This window comes from Trinickia sp. Y13, assembly GCF_029522115.1.
Lineage (GTDB): Bacteria > Pseudomonadota > Gammaproteobacteria > Burkholderiales > Burkholderiaceae > Trinickia.
Genome location: NZ_JAKWFK010000007.1, coordinates 168014 through 185919 on the forward strand (window position 1 = coordinate 168014; position 17906 = coordinate 185919).

13 protein-coding genes are annotated in these 17906 nt (G+C 65.9%); 9 read left to right on the forward strand and 4 right to left on the reverse strand.

Annotation, left to right across the window (positions count from 1 at the left end):
• Positions 1-710: 710 nt before the first annotated feature.
• The 4 genes from MMB74_RS14810 to MMB74_RS14825 all read left to right on the forward strand — a co-directional run bounded on the left by MMB74_RS14810 (position 711) and on the right by MMB74_RS14825 (position 5425).
• Positions 711-1814 (forward strand): ATPase, T2SS/T4P/T4SS family, encoded by a 1104-nt coding sequence (locus MMB74_RS14810; protein WP_277429399.1) that lies wholly within the window; start codon positions 711-713, stop codon positions 1812-1814.
• A 645-nt stretch (positions 1815-2459) separates the two neighbouring features.
• Positions 2460-3119 carry a hypothetical protein gene (locus MMB74_RS14815; protein ID WP_277429400.1) on the forward strand — a complete coding sequence of 220 codons (660 nt, stop codon included), beginning with the start codon at positions 2460-2462 and terminating at the stop codon, positions 3117-3119.
• A 128-nt stretch (positions 3120-3247) separates the two neighbouring features.
• A complete protein-coding gene (locus tag MMB74_RS14820; RefSeq protein WP_277429401.1) occupies positions 3248-4678 on the forward strand; it encodes a helix-turn-helix transcriptional regulator in 1431 nt (476 codons plus the stop codon).
• 54 nt (positions 4679-4732) lie between these two features.
• On the forward strand, positions 4733-5425 hold the full coding sequence (locus MMB74_RS14825) for a GNAT family N-acetyltransferase (protein WP_277429402.1): 693 nt from the start codon (positions 4733-4735) through the stop codon (positions 5423-5425).
• Positions 5426-5764: 339 nt separating this feature from the next.
• On the opposite strand, the gene MMB74_RS14830 is transcribed toward MMB74_RS14825, so the two are convergent.
• Positions 5765-6064, reverse strand: coding sequence for a hypothetical protein (locus MMB74_RS14830; protein WP_277429403.1), 300 nt, complete (start codon positions 6062-6064; stop codon positions 5765-5767).
• 181 nt (positions 6065-6245) lie between these two features.
• The gene (locus tag MMB74_RS14835; RefSeq protein WP_277429404.1) at positions 6246-6623 is read right to left on the reverse strand and encodes a hypothetical protein; all 378 of its coding nucleotides are present in this window, start codon (positions 6621-6623) and stop codon (positions 6246-6248) included.
• A 194-nt stretch (positions 6624-6817) separates the two neighbouring features.
• Here MMB74_RS14835 and MMB74_RS14840 point away from each other — a divergent pair, with 194 nt between their 5' ends.
• Both MMB74_RS14840 and MMB74_RS14845 read left to right on the forward strand, forming a co-directional pair.
• Positions 6818-7504 (forward strand): hypothetical protein, encoded by a 687-nt coding sequence (locus tag MMB74_RS14840; protein WP_277429405.1) that lies wholly within the window; start codon positions 6818-6820, stop codon positions 7502-7504.
• Between the two features lie 159 nt (positions 7505-7663).
• Positions 7664-8824, forward strand: a complete 1161-nt coding sequence (locus MMB74_RS14845; protein WP_277429406.1) for an aromatic ring-hydroxylating dioxygenase subunit alpha — start codon at positions 7664-7666, stop codon at positions 8822-8824.
• A gap of 128 nt (positions 8825-8952) precedes the next feature.
• On the opposite strand, the gene MMB74_RS14850 is transcribed toward MMB74_RS14845, so the two are convergent.
• Positions 8953-9126, reverse strand: coding sequence for a hypothetical protein (locus MMB74_RS14850; RefSeq protein WP_277429407.1), 174 nt, complete (start codon positions 9124-9126; stop codon positions 8953-8955).
• An 88-nt stretch (positions 9127-9214) separates the two neighbouring features.
• Here MMB74_RS14850 and MMB74_RS14855 point away from each other — a divergent pair, with 88 nt between their 5' ends.
• From MMB74_RS14855 to MMB74_RS14865, 3 genes are all read left to right on the forward strand, one after another.
• Positions 9215-10534, forward strand: coding sequence for a diguanylate cyclase (locus MMB74_RS14855; RefSeq protein WP_277429408.1), 1320 nt, complete (start codon positions 9215-9217; stop codon positions 10532-10534).
• 196 nt (positions 10535-10730) lie between these two features.
• On the forward strand, positions 10731-16226 hold the full coding sequence (locus MMB74_RS14860) for a hypothetical protein (protein WP_277429409.1): 5496 nt from the start codon (positions 10731-10733) through the stop codon (positions 16224-16226).
• A 160-nt stretch (positions 16227-16386) separates the two neighbouring features.
• Positions 16387-17310: a LysR family transcriptional regulator gene (locus MMB74_RS14865; RefSeq protein ID WP_277429410.1), complete on the forward strand. Its 924-nt coding sequence runs from the start codon at positions 16387-16389 to the stop codon at positions 17308-17310.
• Positions 17311-17477: 167 nt separating this feature from the next.
• Here the strand turns inward: MMB74_RS14865 and MMB74_RS14870 are convergent, their stop codons facing one another.
• A complete protein-coding gene (locus MMB74_RS14870; protein WP_277429411.1) occupies positions 17478-17876 on the reverse strand; it encodes a CesT family type III secretion system chaperone in 399 nt (132 codons plus the stop codon).
• Positions 17877-17906: the final 30 nt, after the last annotated feature.

Sequence of the window (17906 nt, forward strand, 5' to 3'; positions counted from 1 at the left end):
GGTTTTTTGCAAGCCTGCCGCAGCGGACTGAACCGACGGCGGCACGCCGGGGGACTGCGTCTGCGCCGCCAGGAGAGGAGGCTCCGCACGCGGCGCGGCGCCGGGCGCGGGTGCCGGGGCGGCCAGCGCCGTCGGCATGCTGGGCGCAGCCGCTTGCGGCTGGGCGGCGAGGGCGGCCGCAGCGCCGAACGGCAGCGCGCGCGAGTGCACCGTAACCATCTGAAGATTCGTATCGATCTTCGCGCTAACTTCGGGAAGACCCGCGAGCGCTTCGCGCAGCGCCGCCACGAAGGTGCGCCTGCCGTGCCAGCTCACGGGGGTCTCCGCCCACGCGCCGGCATTGGGCAGGTTGATGCTGTAGTCGGCAGGAACAATACGCTCGAGCGCTTCGCGCAGCGGGACGTCATGTCCGCCCGCGCTGACATCGCGGGCTTGCAGCCTGCCGAGCACGTCTACGCGCCCGGCTGCAGCGGCCTGGCGCGGCGCGGCCAGAGCCCTGCCAGGTTGGCCGATGCCCGCCACGAGGCCCGCCGTGACGGCGGTGCAGATCAGCGCGCGGCGCATGGCCCGACTCCATCCCATGATCCCGTCCGACGGACGTTTCCCGCGCTGGAGCGAGGGGCGTATGTTTTTTCGGCTTTGCTTCCGCCGTGCCGATTCTTTAAAGTCACGAGTGCGTCGTCATTGCAACGCTTCACGGACCCACCAACATGACCATTGAATCCAGCGGCTTGCGCGACCTCACGCGCGAAATTCTTGCGCTCGTCGATCTGCCCCAGACCTTCACCGATATCCATATCGAGCAGGATCGCCCGATCATGATCAAGACGCCGCAGGGCTGGATCGAGACCGGCGACAGCACACCCGTGATGATGGAAGAGATGCGCCCGATGCTCGAGGCCATCGACGAGCAATGGGAAACGCGACTCACGCAAGGCGCTATCGATCGCCCGTTCGTGCTCACGCGCTGCAGGCTGCGTTGCAACGTCTATCGCAGCTCGGGTGGCCGCAAGACCGTGATCTCGATCCGACGTTTGCCGCTCGAACCGTTGCCGCTCGAGAAGCTCGGGTTGCCTGCCTACATCCGCACGATGCTCGATGCGACGAAGGGTATCGTCCTGGTGACGGGGCCGACAGGCTCCGGCAAAACCACGACCATCGCTTCCCTGCTCGACCACATCAACCGAACCAGAAACAGTCATATCGTCACCATTGAAGAGCCGATCGAGTTTTACCTCGACGGCCGCCAATCGATTATTTCGCAACGCGAAGTTCCGACCGATACCCCGAGCTTTTCGGCAGGACTGCGCGAAGCGCTGCGACAGAAACCCGACGTCATCATGGTGGGCGAAGTGCGCGACCTCGAGACGGCCGAGACGGTGTTGCAGGCCGGCGAATCCGGGCACCTCGTCTTCGCGACCATGCATATCAACAGTGCCGCGAGCACGCTCTCGCGGCTGCTCTCCTTCTTCCCCTCCGAGCAGCGCGAGCGCCACGCTGCCTCGCTCGCGAATTCGCTGATCGGCGCGATCTGCCAGAGCCTCGTGCCGAGCGAAGACGGCCAGTCGTTCGTGCTTGCAAGCGAACTCCTCTTCAATACGAATCAGCAAGTGAGCAAGCTGCTCATCGATCCTGAAAAGATGCATTTCATTAGTGACTTCATTCGCCGCAAGGAGGACAACATGTCCCGTTCTTTGAACGAGCATCTCGCTTCGCTTGTGGCCCGCAACGCCATTTCCGCGCGCGATGCGATGCGAGCCGCCTATAACCGGATGGAACTTCATGAAATGCTCCTTGGTTCGGTGAAACGTTAGTGCCAGCTGAAAACGATTTGGATGCGTCGGGCACTTAAATTTTTCTTTCCGTGGGTATAAAGCTTTTATTAACCATCGGGTTCATCCCAATGGTCAGCGTGGCGCGCATGCAATCGCGCGTCCTCGCGCGAGGCTTCGCAAACCGTGCGTTCGCTTCGGGCCGCGGAGCACGGTGTCGATGAGGGGCCGGCTATAAAGAGGTCACTGCCGCCTCGTGCTTCGCCTCGGGCGGTCCGCCTATCACATCGAGACCGAGCGAGGAACACCATGCCCGTGACGGGACCAGCCCATACCAATCCGTTCGTCGACGGCCTCAACAGCACCGACGCGAGCACGCCGTCTTCCACGTCTTCACCGAGACCGTCCACACCCACGGTCTCGTCGTCTCGACCACTTGGATCGACGGGCGTGCTCGGTCGCCTGAGCTCACATTCCTCGCGAACACAAAACGTGCGGGCTAGCGGCAACCCATTCGATACGCCGAGGGTTAGCACCAACCCATTCGATACGCCGAGGGTTAGCACCAACCCATTCGATACGCCGAGGGTTAGCACCAACCCGTTCGATACGCCGAGGGTTAGCACCAACCCATTCGGTACGCCACGGGTCAGTATTCATGAGCCCGTTTCGACGATGCGGCTCGGCATGAACGAATCGGACAATCCCTCGCGCGCGCACACGCCGCGCGATGCTTCGGCGAACGAGGAGCCAGTCGCCGCGGCGGAACAGGAACGTGACGGCTCGGATCGTCCGCTCGTGGAGCCGGAACCGGGCGTGCGTCTTACGCCGCTGAAGATTCCCCCTCGCGCGTCGCTCGACGAAGAGTGGGACTCGCCCGTGTCCGTGCTCGACCTCCATACGCCCCATGCGCCTGCGTCGGTACCGGGCTCGCCGCACGGTGGCCCTTCACTTGGGCCGCGCGCCGATACGGCGTCGGCATTCGCGAAGCTGCGCAACAGGCACGGGGTTGCCTCGCCGCCTGTCACCCCGCATTCGCCGCACACGCCGCGGATCGATGCGGGACAGAAACACGAGGAGCCCGTACCCGACCTCGAGCCGGCGGAAGCGCCGCATGAGCAAGGCACTGCGGCGGCCCGGCCAGCGAAGCAGCCTCAGAACGTGCCGAACGCGGCGGCCGAATTCGCCGAGGAAACGATGGAATCGACAGGGCAGTTCATGACCCCCATGATCCAGGCCCAGATGTTCGCGGCCGAGAGCCAGATGTTCATATCGATGGTTCAGGCGCAGGTCGACGTTGCGAAAGCGGCGGCGTCCGCCGTCTCGGATGCAGCGCGAAAGAGTTAAGCCCTAAAGCCGAAGCCGTCGAAGGTAACAGACCGTCACAATCAATCGAAAACAAGACGCGCCATTGAGACGATGCATCCAACGACCCACACGTCGGAATGCAGATCCCCTCGATTCAGGAGCGCGTCATGTTCTCGAGCGTCTACTTTGTCCTTGCCTCTTCCCTCTGTGCGGCCGATGCACTACCGGCATATGCGCGCCTGGGCGGCGAGGGGCGTCTTGGCGAGGCCTGTGCAACGCTCGCTTCGCGAGCGGAGCGTGAAGACGAACCCGCTGACCCCGTCGTGTTGCAAGCCTATGCGGACATTCAACTCGCGCTCGGCCGGCTGATCGAGGCCGAGGAAGGCTACCGCAAGGCACAGCGCGCGATTCGCCAGTCGCGCGACGCGCTGCGTATCGCTTCTTGCCGGAACGCCGGCTGGCTTGCATTCTTCCAAGACCGTTTCGGCACGGCCGTGGCTTGCTTCAATCGTGTCCTCGAAGAGTCCGAGGCGAGCGCGGCGCAGCGGTTCGAAAGCCGCCTCGGCAAGTCGCTCGTCCTGCTTCATCTCGGATGCCTGGGTGCGGTCGGCCAGCAACTCGATATGCTCGAGCAAACCGCCGAACAGGCGGGCGCCGGCGGCTTCGCGGACTTGGCCGCATCGCTGCGCTACGACGCGCGCATTCAGCATGAGTTGCGCGGGGCCGAGTTGCTGCGCGACCACATCTACTGGCGCTCGGCCGCGCAAGGCGTCATGCCCGATACGTTTGGCGCGATGGCGCCGGCGCCGTTGTCGGCTTCGATGCCGTTGCTCGCTCAGCGGCTCGAATACCTCTCTCATCTGCACCGCTTCGCCTTCGGCGAAAAGGGGCTCTGCGAGCGATTCGATCCGCATCTGAAGTGGGCGGCCGCGAGCGGCCTTGCCGAATACCATCGCAGCCTTTGCCTCGAGGTCTCCGTCGCTGCTGTCGCCACGCAGGCTCCCCACACGGCGGAGACCATGCTCGGTCACTGTCGTGTCGGCAACGGGGTCGCTCATCAGCATAAGCGCTGGTATCTCGAATATCTCTATTGCCTCTCGAAGGTGCGGCAGCAGCAGGGGCGCGGACACGAATCCACGGAGCTGTATGGCCGTTACGCGCTCGCGTCGATCAGCCATGTGCGTGCCGACAGCATGCTCATGCCCGTGGTAACCGCCGAGGCCGCAAGCCCCGCGGGTGCCCAGCCGCGCGCCGACGACGTGAGCACGCGATTGCCTGCGAAGTACCGCCGCGCCTATCGCTACTTAATGGAGCATCTCGACCAGCGCGATCTGTCCGTGCGCGAGCTGGCCGCGCAGATCGGCGTGACCGAGCGCGCGCTGCAGGCCGCGTTCAAGACGCATCTCGGACTTTCTCCGAGCGAACTGATTCGCCAGCGGCGCATGGAGCGTATCCGCGAGGAACTCACGCGCGAGAACGGCGGCGTCACCGGCGTGCTCGATGCGGCTCACAAGTGGGGCATCCAGCACCGCTCGACGTTGATCAACAGCTACCGGAAGGTCTTTCAGGAAGCGCCCTCGGAAACACTCGCGCGTTGACACGCCGGACCGAGCCGCGCTGCTCAATCGCCGTTCATGTAGGAGGAGCTTGTCATGGAACCGGTCAAACCGTTGGATCCGATCGAACCGTTCAATCCGCCGCGCATCATCGAGACTGAGCGTCTCTGGCTGCGTCCTTTCGTCGAGAGCGACGCTGAGCAACTCTACTATGCGCTGCTCGGCGATCCCGAAGTGATGGAATGGCTACCGCGGCGTACGCTCGAGTCGGTCGACGAGGCCATTCTCTATATTCGCGAGTGCGACGCAGGGTGGAAAAACAAGACGATGTTCACCTGGGTGTTCGAGGACAAGCAGACGGGGCATTTGTGCAGCATGCTGGAGCTGCGTCCGGCCCTGCCGCGCATCGAGCTCGGCGTGGCGTCGGCGCAGCGGCTCGCGTGGCGCCGCCGGCGTGCATCGCTCGAAGCGTTTCGCAAGGTGCTCCACTGGACGATCGCCCAGCCGAACGTCTACCGCGTCTACGCTTGCTGCGCGCCGTCCGGCAAGTCGGCTCCCACCATGGAAAAGCTCGGCTTCAAGTACGAGGGACGTCTCGTCAATTGGGAGCCGCGGCCCAACCGCGGCCTCGTTGCCGATGACGCGCTGCTTTACGCGCTGACGCGCACCGCGCCCACTGCTGCGGAGGCGATAGCGGTGGCCGATGCGGACAAGACGCCCACGCCGGCAGCGGGCGAGCCGCAGGAGACCTCCACTCAAGAAGATGGGCGTGACATGCTGCCGGCCTGATCGGCAAAGTCGAGTGTGTCCCGTGCGAAGGCGCGGGACCTGCTGACGAGAGATTGGTCGGCCGATCGGTCGATTGCACGCGTGTTTCGCCGATGCCGCCAATGCCTTCATGCAGCCAATTCCCTTACGTGGCTAATACCCTTATGCCACTAATGCGGCCGATGCCGTCTGTGTGAGGGTTGCCGCGCCGGTTGCATCGAAGGCGGCACGCAATGCGCGCCTACGCGAGGCGAGCGCCTAAGCATGATTGCATTGAACCGTTGCGCTCGCGGCGGCAGGTTGAGCTCGCGCTCTCGCTGCCGCCGTGAGTCCGGGCCGATGGTTTATCGGCTGCCGGTATTACTGACCAGCAGGCTGATGGGCGTGCTGCGGTTGGTGCTTGTGGTGCTTCTTCGAATCGTGGCCGTGGTCCTTGGACTCGGTCTTCTTCGGTTCGGCCTTGTGCGTCGGTTCGGCCTTGTGCTTCGGCTCGGCCTTGTGCTTCGGCTCGGGCTTGTGCTTGCCTTGCATGTTGCCGAGGTGCTTGTCGAAATCCTTGCCGAATAGCTTCGAGGGATCCTGGCCCGGGTTGAACTGCGTGGGCTGCTGGAACAAAGAGAGGGAAGTCGGGGTGATCGTGGTGGGGGTGACGCCAGCCATCTGGATTCTCCTGCGTGTTGAAGATTATGACCGGACGACGCCGACGAGCGGCGTCGCGCTGCGAAAACAGCACTCGCACCACAAGCGCGAGCACTGTCCTTGCGCAGTGTCGTGAATCCGCTCGGCCGTGCCCGGGCACGGCGCGAAGACAACACTTCGTATGCGAAGCCGCCCGCATCTTTCAACGCAACCATCGCAGCAACGGCTCCATCGCCTCGTCGCCATAGCCCAAGCCCCAGCACTCGCGGCGCACGATGAGCTCGAGGTTGCTGCCCTGGGCGGACGGATTGTCGACGATCGCGGCGACGAAGGCTCCGTCCTCGATGCGCTCGACCGCCCACACGCAAAGCGCGCCCGCCGCGCACAAGAGTTCGAAGCGCAGCATCTCCTGCTCGAACGCCTTGCCCGTCTTCTCGCGTATCCAGGGCACCCGGGCCGCGACTTCCGCGTTCTCCAGCAGCGTGCGACAAAGCTGCACCGCTTCTTGCGATGCGACGATGAATACACGCAACCGAGGCGTAATGAATTTCCACTCGAAATCATCCCCGTGTTCTGCCATCTCGAAGCGAAGTCCTTGATTTGTCGTTATACGAAACCGGGAACGATCGGACGAATCGATCGCCTTTCGCCCCGAAAACGCGCAGCGGTGGCGCAGGAGGCGAATTTTTTGTCGGGCCTGCAACTTTTTTGGGCTGGAGGCGCACTCACGTGTCACGTACCGGGCATTCGCCCGGACCACTCTCGAGCCAAACGATGATTTTTTCCACCCACGGTGACCGGACTCACCTGCGCGTCTGGGCATTGCTGCCATCGGTTGTCAACGGCACGGTCTGCGCGGACGAGCGCACCGACGTCGAGCGTCATTTGTCCTGCTGCACTGCCTGCCGCGAGGAACTGGCATTCCAGCAGCGGCTGCGCGCGGCGATGACCGCGAGCCCCGCGACCGTCGCCCCCGACCTCGAAGCCGGGCTCGAACGGCTCTTCGAGCGCATCGACGGACATGCCGGAGAGCAGCGCCGGCCGCGCCCACTTTCACTCCGTTGGGCGCAGCGTCCGTCGGCGAGCGCGCTCGCGTACGGGCTGGCCGCGCTGCTCGTGCTCGGGGCCGGCGGCACGGCGCTGTTCCGTTCGGGGCTTGGCGATGCGGTTCGGCCCGCCGTCTATCGCACACTGTCGTCCGGCTCACCGGCGCTCACGCAGCCCGGGACACCGCGCGCGACAATCCGGCTCGTCGTCGACGCCGCGATGCCCATCGGCCGGTTGCAGGCGCTGTTGGCCTCGCTGGGCCTGCAGATCGTAGGCGGCCCCGGCGCCAATGGCATCTATTCGCTTGCCCCGGCTGCAGGCGAGGCCAAGGGCAATCTCGCCGAACAGATCGATACGCTGCGCGCGACCCCCGGCGTGCGCTTTGCCGAGCCGATCGAATACGGCAGCTCCTGACCGTCGGTCCGTACTTCGCATCCCCGTTCGACTCTTCGCCGGTTGCCGCACTGCGGCGCCTGCCAGGGCGCTACCTTGATCGTGCGCCGGCGGTAGGCATCAAGACCCGTGCCGCCATGTCGGGCGCATCGCAACGTGACCGTTCGGGGGAACATGAACATGAGCTTTTTGCGCAATGCCTGGTACGTCGCCGCGTGGAGCGGCGAGGTTTCCGTCGAGGCGCCGATGCGGCGCGTGCTGCTTGGCGAGCCGGTAGCCCTCTTTCGAGACAATGACGGCCGGCCCGTGGCGCTGGCCGACCTCTGCCCGCATCGTTTCGCGCCGTTGTCGCGCGGGCGCGTGCGCGATGGGGCGATCGAGTGCCCGTATCACGGACTCACCTTCGACGGGACGGGCCGTTGCGTGCACAATCCGCACGGCGACGGCCGCATTCCCGAGGCGGCGCGCGTTGCGTCCTATCCGCTCATGGAGCGCTATGGCGCCGTCTGGATCTGGATGGGCGAGCCGCAGCGCGCCGCCCAGACGCCTCTGCCCGATTTCGGCTATCTCGATCCGTCCGAAAACGAAACGAGCACCGGTTATCTGCTCACGCGCGCTCACTACCAACTCAGCGTCGACAATCTGCTCGACCTCAGCCACTTTCAGTTTCTCCATCCCGATACGCTCGGCACCCCAGCGATCACAGCCGGCACCATGGACTTCGAGGACGACGGAGAAACTGTTTGGGCGCGACGCGCGACACAGGGCGAGCACCTGCGCGATGCCGTCGCGCTGCCTTTCGGCGTGCCCCCGGGCATGCCCGTCGACCGCTGGCTCGACGTGCGCTGGAACGCACCGGCGTTGATGTCGATCGAGGTAGGCGCAACGATTGCGGGCCTGCCGCGCGAGTTCGGCTTGACCTCGTTCTCGGGCCACTTCCTGACGCCCGAAACCGAGGCATCGACACATTACTTCTTCGGCTTCGGATTGCCGAAGAAGCTGGGTGCTCGTGCGACGGAAGTAGTCGAGTATGCCGTAGAGATGCTGATGGGGCCGTTTCGCGACGAAGACCTACCGATGCTGGAAGCGCAGCAGCAGGCGTTGGGCGAGCGCGAATTCTGGTCGGCCCGGCCGCTGGTGCTTCCCATCGACGGCGGGGCCGTGCGTGCTCGCCGCATCATGGAGCGCAAGCTCGACGCAGAGCGTGCGCAGAGCGCCGAGACCGCGGGCACCGAGGCCGGCGGCGCTGAGACAGCGGATCGAGGTCGCTGCGGCGAGGACGGGCCGGGGAACACATGCGCCGGCCATCGGCGTGAAGTGCGGCTCGTGCAGGTGGGCTGAGTGAGCACGGGCGCCATCGTGGGTGCCATCGTGCCCGATCTCCTGTTTTTGCCGGCGGGCGGCTCGCGCAATTTCTTGCGGCAAGCGTTCCCCCCGATTGCCTCGAGGCGAGCCGTCGGCGGCTTTTTCTATCGTGACAGCGTGCGCTCGAGCACCGCACGCTCTTCTTCGACGTTATAGCGGATCCAAGCGGGTACGACGATGCAGGGCCACCAGCCATCCTGCCCGATCCAAGGGAGCGCGCCCTTGCAAAGGGGACAGCACACCGCGCTGGTGGGCTGCGTCGTTATCGTCCTGGTCATGCTCTCGATCGGCGCGAGCGCTTTGTTCGGCGGCCGCGAGGATGCGCAGGAGCGCGTCGTGGCGCTATCGAGCAGTGCATTGCCGGCTATGGAGCGCGCGCTCACGCAGGTGCTGCACGGCTACGACAGGGCGCTCCAGAGCGTTGCCGCCAGGGCCGGCGGCATCGAGGCGCAGGGGTTGCGCACTCCGGCGCGAACGCTCTTCAGCGGGCTGACGCCGCTTCCTTGCCTCGGCTCCATCGTCGTGCGCGACGAACATGGCCTGCTCGTCGCCGATTTCCCGACCGGGGCGGGTACGATGTTGCGCGCCGACGCCAAACCCAACCGGCAACCCTATTTCGCGCCGCAGCGCCTCGATCCGGGCCGCGGACTTGACGTCGGCGCGGCGCACCGAGCCGGGCAGCCCACGATGCTGATGCTGAGTCGCCGCGTCGACAAGCGCGACGGCGCCTTCGGCGGCGTCGTGACGGGGGCGGTGGACGCGACGTGCTTGCGGCGCTTGGTCCCCGATCTACACGTGAGGCCGCACGGGCAGGTCGCACTGCTGCTAGTCTCGAACCGGGACGCGAAGCCCATACCCGATCTCTCCGGCACCGTCATCGGCCTCGACGAGAGCGGCGCCGAACCGTTCAGCGTCATGCCGGCGAGTGTGAAGGGTGCTTTCTCGAACGACATGCCCGTGCAGAGCGCGCAGCGCCTTTATTTTTTCAAGCACCTCGATGGGTTGCCGCTGATGCTCGCCGTTTCTTTTGCCGAGGACGACGTCTATCGCGCCTGGCGTGCGCACGCGATCGACATGGCTGCCTTCATGCTCGCGTGTACGGTCGTCTTCCTGGGCCTGGCAGGCTATCTGGCGCTGCTGATCTCGCGGCGCAACCGGATCGTGGCCACGCTGCAGCAACTCGCGCGTCTGGATGAACTGACACGGCTCGACAACCGCCGCTCGTTCGACGGCCGGCTCGAGACAGAATGGCGCCGGGCCGTGCGCGACGGGCGGCCGCTCTCGATACTGTTCGTCGATATCGATCACTTCAAGAACTACAACGACAGCTATGGCCACCAGGCTGGCGACGCGGCGCTGGCGGCCGTGGCGCGTTGCATCGTGGCGAACCTGCGCCGGCCGGCCGACTTTGCGGCACGCTACGGTGGCGAGGAGTTCGTCGTGGTCCTGCCCGACACCGACGAGACGGGCGCCCATGCAGTGGCGCAGACGCTGCGCCGCGCGGTCGACGAACTCGACGTCAATTGTCCCGGCGCGGGACGCCACGTAACGGTCAGCATCGGTGCCGCGACGAGGGCCGCGCACGCCGAACGCGAGCCGAGCGCGCTCGTGAAAGCTGCCGATGAGGCGCTCTACCTGGCCAAGGCCGCGGGGCGCAACAGGGTACTCATGGCCCGTTTTGCCTGAGATAAGGTCGCGCCGCCGATAAACGCGCGGGCTTCGTGACTTAGGAGGCGGCTTCGCGCGCAGCGCGTCGGCCGCTGCCGACTTTTTCCATACTCGGCTCCTACATGGCGCATAGGTGTCCCGCCGCTCGTTCCGCATGGCGGGGGCATCATCGCGTGCGCCGATCCGCAGGCGGAAGTGTCGAGGAGCATGGGACATGAAAATAGGAAACTGGATTTCGGCTTGCTTCAGCGATGCGAGCGGCGCCGATCGGGGAAAGACGAGCGGCAGGCGCAACAGCACGCCGTCGAGCCGGCGCTTGTCCGGAAGCAGCGTGCTGAGCAAACTGACCTCGCTCGGCAAGGGCAGCAGCAAAAAGAGCAAGGGCAACGCGGGGGCGAGCATGGAGCGCCCGCCTTCGTCCGATCCGGGCCGCTCGGCCCTCGTCGAAGATGCCGTGGAGTATCTGCGCAGCGGCGGCCGTTGGCAGGGCGCCCCAAAAAAAGAGAGCGAGTCCACGGGCAAGACCGAAGGCGAACCGACGCCGAATGAAACACTGCCTAATGCGAGTGGGCACAAAGGCTCCCTTGCCGAGTTGTCGGCGCAGACCTCGATGCGCGACACCGCCTTGCGCATGGCCGCGCATGCCGTGCGATGGATCCCGGAAATATCGGCAGAAGAGACCGCGGCGGGCGCGGGCGCGCATGGCGTCTTCTCCGGTTCGGCGTTCGTGCCTCGTCCCGCCATACGGCCCGGAGAGGAACTCGACGGCAGCGAGGCGCCGCTCGTCGGGCAACAGCGCGAGATCGACCCCGCGCCCGTGCGCGCATGGCTGGCCAACCGCGGGATCGAGACTGTGCCGAACAGCGGCGCCGGCATGAACTGCCTGTTGATCGCGCTGCTGCAGCATGCCACGGGCCGCTACGACAAGGACTTCGAGCCAAAGCTGGCCGACGAAGCGCAAAAGTGCCGCGCCGTGCTCGAGCAAGCGCACCCGGAGATCGCCGAACTCGACCGGATGCTCTATGCGGACGAGCCGGCAATCAAAAGCGCGCTGGCCTATATCAACACTCGCTGTGGCGCGAACCTCGACGTGCATTGGGTCGAACCGCATGCGGATGGCCATCCCGTGCGCTGGCTGCGTTCGAGTACCGGCGAAGATCCCGTCGCGATCATCCGCTTCGGTAACCATTTCGAGGCGCTGCGCTCGGCGGCAGGCAGCGAACCGCCCCATCACGAAAGGGGCGGCGACGACTCGGGCTCGCTGAGTTCGGGCAATGACGAGATGTACACCGACTTTGCCAAACGACTCGGCATTCACCACGGCAGCAGCGGCGATCTCAGCCCTCCCAGCGAGTTCGATCTGGGCGGCGGCGGAGATGATGGCTTTAGCGACAGTGGCAGCTTTTCGATTCGGTTCGGTGGCAACAACGAGGCGCACGTAAGCGAAAGCGAGAGCGAGTTCGAGACCGAGGTCGATATCGATCCCCCGACCGGCGATGGTCGACTGGCGGAAGCGTCGGGCGGCGCCGGTGTGCTCGGCAAGGTGAAGCAGGCGATCAAGGACGGCATCGCCGTCATGCGCGATCCTGACAAGCGCTATTACCATGGCTTTGGTATCTCGTCGACGACAACTTCGACGCCAATCCGCAGCAACACCTGGACGCCGCAACCGAAGCCCTACAAGGGCTTCCGCTACGACAACGACGTGGCGGTCGGCCTGCAGTTCAGCGAAGACGCGCTTCCGCCGGGCACCGAGTCCGCGGCATTGCGCCAGCGGCTCGTGCAACTCGCGCAGGACAAGGGCCTGACGGAGCACGAGGCCGCGCGGCTCACTCAGTCGCTCAAGAGCGCATTCGGCACGAGTGCGGACCCCGCGCGCGACGCACTGGCGGCGCTCGACATGATGCTCGACACCAGCCTCGTGGACGGTGTTCGCACGGTGGGTTTTCGCCAGCCGCCGCGTCCGGCCGGTATCGACGGCGTCTGGACGCTGGCACAGCACATCGTCACCCCGGCCTCGAGCGAGGGCGGCAACCGCCCGCTGCATGACGACATCGGCGTACGGCTGATCGGCAAGCTGTCCGTGCCGTCCGTGACCTCGCGCCCGGCTGGCGCCGATCCGGCGCTCGGACAAGCGGACGCCGCGATGGTGGGGGAGTCGATGGCCGTGTTTCTGCGGGCGTCGCGCGAGGCGCTGGCCGAAGCCGACCCCGCCGGCGTGCGAGGCAGCGATCCTGCGTCGGTGTTCGCCACAGGCCGCCTCGGCGAGGCGACCCGGGGCCGCAGCGCCGGGCGCAACTGGCCGGGCCGCGACGGCACGCCCGTGCCGAACGACCTCACGCGCGCGCAAAAGGCGCTGCTTGCCGTCAAGAACCAGCTCACGGCGTGGTCCGATCACGTGAGCGATCCCGCCAGAGCCGGCACGGCGTTCGCAGTGGACAAGGCCGCCGCAAAGGCGATGAAGCCGTTCGCCACCACGGTCGCGACGCCCGAGCCGACGCGCGTCGCCGTGTCCGGCCGGCCGGAGGAGCCGGCGATGACGCATCCTGTGCTCGAAGGGCCATCGCGTGCACGGCCGCGCGAAGCGCCGCCCGCGCCCGAAATCGTGTCCCGGCTCAACGACGCAGCGGCGTTGAAAGCCGTCTTCGACGAGAATCCCGATCTGCTGAGAGGGATCCAGCGCCCGGCAGTGTTCGAGGCGCTCAGCGCGCTGCGGCAAGAACAGGTCGAGACTGCGGGACTGACGCCGGAGCAGATCAAGGCACAAACGGACGCACAGGCGAACAAGCTGACCGGCCCCGAAACCGTGATGCTGACGCACGCCCTCGATCTCGCGTTCGGCAAGGATTTTGATCCTGCGGGGCAGGCGCTCATCGCGTTGCGGGCGCTGCAGTGCACGAACCTGCTCGACGGCTTGCGTCAGGTGGGCGGGCATGGGCCGGTGCCGGCGGCGCCCGAGGGTGCCGACGGTGCATGGCGTCTCGCGCAGGAAATCGTGCAGATTCCCGGCGGCGTCGGCAAGAGCCTGATCGCCAAGCTCACACCCGCGCCGGCGGTACCGCGCGATCCCCGTACGCATGCCTCGGTGGCCGACAAGGAGCGGCTCGTGCTCAATGTTTTCCTCAAGGCTTCACAGCGCCTGCAGCAGGAAACCGTCGCATCGGCTGGCAACAAGGTCGCGCCTGCCTTGAAGAACGATCCGGCCTCGATTTTCAGTCACGGTCGGCTTGGCGATGTGACGCGCGGGCGCAGCGAGCAAGACTGGCCCGGCCGCGACGGCGCGGCGGTACCGCGGAATTTGTCGATCGCGCAAAAAGCGCTGCTCGCCGTACGCGACGAATTGCGCGCGCTGGACGAGCACGCCGGGGATCCCGAGCGCCTTGCCACGCCGTTTACGCAAGGCACGCATGGTTGCCGGTTTGCGATTCCGATGATTCGCAACGGCATACTGACCGACGAGCCCCGCGATCTGAACGGCAAGACAAGCGAGTTTCGTGCGATCGAATCACGCCTTGGCAAGGGCTTCGGCAAGCACGTGGACCGCGCCATGCGCAACCCCACGGGCTGGGGCAAGTTCAAGTCCGATCTGCGGCGCATCGTGTCGCCGTTCACGGGCAAGAGCCCGTTTCTCACGCACAATCACATCGCCGAGGAATCGCCGGCGCGCGGCATCGGCGTCGTCAACCAGGGCGGCACCCACGCCGCGCGCGCCCAGGCCGACATGATGGAGGCCGTAGCCGCGGCGATCGACGCCACGCCGCAGTTGAAGCGGGACGCTGTGCGCGACGATGAGCACGGCAACGGCGCCTTGCGACTGGTCGTGCGTGCGGAGGTCGCGCGGCAGGTGAAGGCGCAGGCGCTTTTCATGACGCGCCATTCCACGCCGAAGCGCCTGCTCAATTTCACGAAAGACAAGCTGATCGCCAAGCTGGTCGACGAGCTCGCGCCATCGGCGCCGGGCGATGCCGACGAAGCCGAGCACGCCGCCAATCAGGGCCTGCGCGATGGTTTGCGTGCGCGTGTCGCATCGATTGTCGAGCAAGAGAACCAGGATGTGTTGACGCCGCACACGTTGCTGCGCTGGGCGGCCGACGTCGGCGGCCCCGGCAGCCCGATCGCGGCCCAGAGGCTCGTGTCCAACGAGGCTGCCGATCCTCGCTGGCGAGCGTTCAGCAAGGACTTCATGCTGCTCACGAAGGGCAGCGAGCCGCCGATCGCGATGGAGCCGTTCAAGGGGAAGGAGCGCAAGGACGTGGCGGATATGCTGGCCAAGGTCATCGCCGCCGAGGAACTCGGCTCTGCGATCTCGCTCGACAATGCCGGCAACGTGACGGTGACGACGAAAGGCGTTCAAGACACCATCACCGCGGTGCTCTCGGGGTTCGTGGCCAAAGTCCACGTCGATCTGGGCGGCGGCCTCGTTCGCACCGTGCAGTTCGAATCCTCGAACACGACGGACCGCAGCCAGGTGCGCGTCACGGTGCAGACGCTCAAGAAGGTGGAGACGGGCGTGGGCGGCTCGCTCGGCACCGGGCCCGTGCCGCTGAAGGGCTCGATCGACGTGGGCTATGCCTACGATGTCGTGCACCAGGAAGGCGCAGTACTCGGCTTCCCGCGCAATCTGACGGGCGGCTCGCCCGGCGATCGCGCGGCCAGCGCACGCAAGGCCGAGGTCGTCAAACTGCTCGTCAACCATCCCGCAGTGGGTGGCGCAGGCGGCGACTACGCGCGGCCCGGCAATGAGGAAGACCGGCGCTCGCTGATCAAGAGCGCGTTCCACGCATTCGGCGACGATCTCTCGATCGGCTACTTCGAACAGACGCGCAGCGATCATACCGGGTCCGGCTCTGTCGGCGCCGTCCTCGGTCTCGAGGGACTCGATCTCGATGTCTTCGGGCATCAGATCGCGGGCGTGGTTGGAGCAGGCATCGACGGGCGCTACGAAGGCGCCACGATGCGTTACCGCGACCGCTCCGGCTTCTTGAGGACTGAGCGCGACACCTCGCAAGGGGCGTGGCACGGCGGGGTGCACGGCGGGCTGACCGGTGTGCTGGGGTTGGGAGCGATCGACCCCGACCCGCACGCCTCGCCGCCCGATCCCGTCTCCGACGTTCTCGCGATGCCGACGTCGCTCTACTCGGCCAGGGCGGATGTTTGGCGCAAGGGCGTGACTTATCAGAGCAGCGCGATCGTCCAGGATGGCGAGGAGCATCCGACGAGCTATGCCACGCACACGTACCTGCGGCCGGCCGACTTCATCCGCAACACGCGCGATCTGCTCCCCGAGATGGCGGAAGGCAAGAGCCGCAAGTTCTTCGGGGCCGAACACAACCACGACGATCCCGCGATTCGTGCCGAGCGGCTTGCGCTCGAGGAGGCGTACCTGAAAGAGTTCTCGGCCTGGGCCGTCAGTCAGCGCGATACGACGGCCACGCCGCAGATCTATTACGAGTTCGACGCCAACGTGGCAACCTCGAATCAGTTGCGGGCCTACGAATACGTCATGGCGCGCAGCGGCAGGCTGGCCGAGGCGAAGCAAGCCCGCAGCGACATCGAGACGATCCACGCCGATCCACGTTACCGCGAAGCCCACTTCGTCACGTATCCGCAGCACCAGCAGGAAGGGCGCACGGCCGGCGTCAACGGCATCTTCGGCGTCACCTACGCCGGCGCGGGCAACCGCGCACAGCAGGTGCTCACGTTTACGTGATCGCGCCTGCCGGCCGGGGCGGCCCCAAGCGCTCCGCGGGGCCGCCCGGCGGAGCGCGGCAGCGCTTGCGCGAGTGCGCGGCGAGCGCCTGGAGTTGCCGCCGAGCCGATGATGTCGAATACTTCCGGCTGCAACAGGTCGTTTTCCGCCGGGAGTGGCTGTGAATCTGAAATTTCTCGAGACGTTCATCTGGGTGGCGAAGCTGCGTAGCTTCAGCCTCGCTGCAGACAAGCTGCATTCGACACAAGCTGCGATTTCGAGTCGCATCTCTTCTCTCGAGGACGATCTCGGCAGCAAGCTGTTCGTCCGCGATCCGAAGGGTGTGAGCTTGACCCGCGAGGGCGAGCGCGTGCTTGAGCATGCCGAAGCGGTTTGCGAGTCCGTAGAGCGGCTGCGCGCCTCGCTCGCCGACGGCTCGCTCGCAGCCGGCGCCATTCGCATCGGTGCGATGGACAGCGTCATCCACTCCTGGTTCATCGATTTCGTCAAAGATGTAGCGCAGCATTATCCGAACCTCGATATCGAGGTGACGTCGGATACCGCGCTCAATCTCATCGACCAACTGCGCCGTGGCGCGCTCGACATCGTCTTCCAGACCGACATGCTGCGGGACGAGACGATCCGCAGCGCCGAGCTGCTGCGTTTGCCGATTGCTTGGGTGGCGTCGCGCGAGTTCGCGCAGCTCGATGCGGCTGGCGGCGACACGCCCGAGCAGGCGCTGCGCACGCTCAGCCGCACGCGGCGCATCATTACGTTCTCGCGCCATTCGCGGCCGCATCAGGATCTGCTGCTGCTGCTGCGGGCGTACGGCATCAACGACGCTCGCGTGAGCTGCGTGAACTCAGTGGCCGCCATGCTGCAACTGACGCAAGCCGGCTTCGGTGTGGCGGCGATGCCGCGCGCGCTCGCGCTCGATCGGATCGAACGCGGCGAGCTGGCCGTCATCGAGGGGCCCGTGTCGCCTCCGCCGATGCCGTTCGTCGCAGCTTGGCGCGACGGCATCGAGTGGGCGCAGCGGCTCCTCGAGATCGCGTCGGTTACGACGCGCCGTGCGGCGGAGCGGCTTGGGGAAGGAGCGGTGTAACCGGCGCCGCAAAGCGGCGAAGGGGGTGAGATGAGGGTGAAGTGAAAAAAGGGCGCATGACAGCGCCCTTTGTGCCGATTATTGCGCGCCCGAACGACCGCCGTTGCAAGCGACGCCCGAAGCGCGGGGCGCCTGATCGGCCGGCCCCCCCGCACTGCCGCTTGTCGTCACGCCGCAGCGGCAGCGCCCTCCACCGCCACGTCGGCCACCGCACGCGCCAGGTTGTCGAGCAAAGACTGCCCCGACGCCACGTCGTTCAGGGGGTACTTGAACGAGTAGAACGCGTGCCCCGTCTCCGGATGCAGCGAAAGCGTGCCCCGTCCGCTCGCGTCGAGCTCGAAGTTGATCTTGAGCAGCAACTCGAACGCACGCTTTTCGTTGCTCGACGGCTTGCCGAGGTCGACGTACACCGACAGGTGGTGCTCGTCGATCTCTTCGTCGTGAATGAACGTGATGATGTGATCGCCAGCCTTGATGCGGCCGCCGGAGGCGAGTGCGCGTGTGTCGGTGAAGCCGAGTACGCGGCTCAGTTCCGTGAGGACGCGTTCATAGTGCGGGTTGGCCATTGCGGTCTCCTATTGGAGGATGTCGGTTGA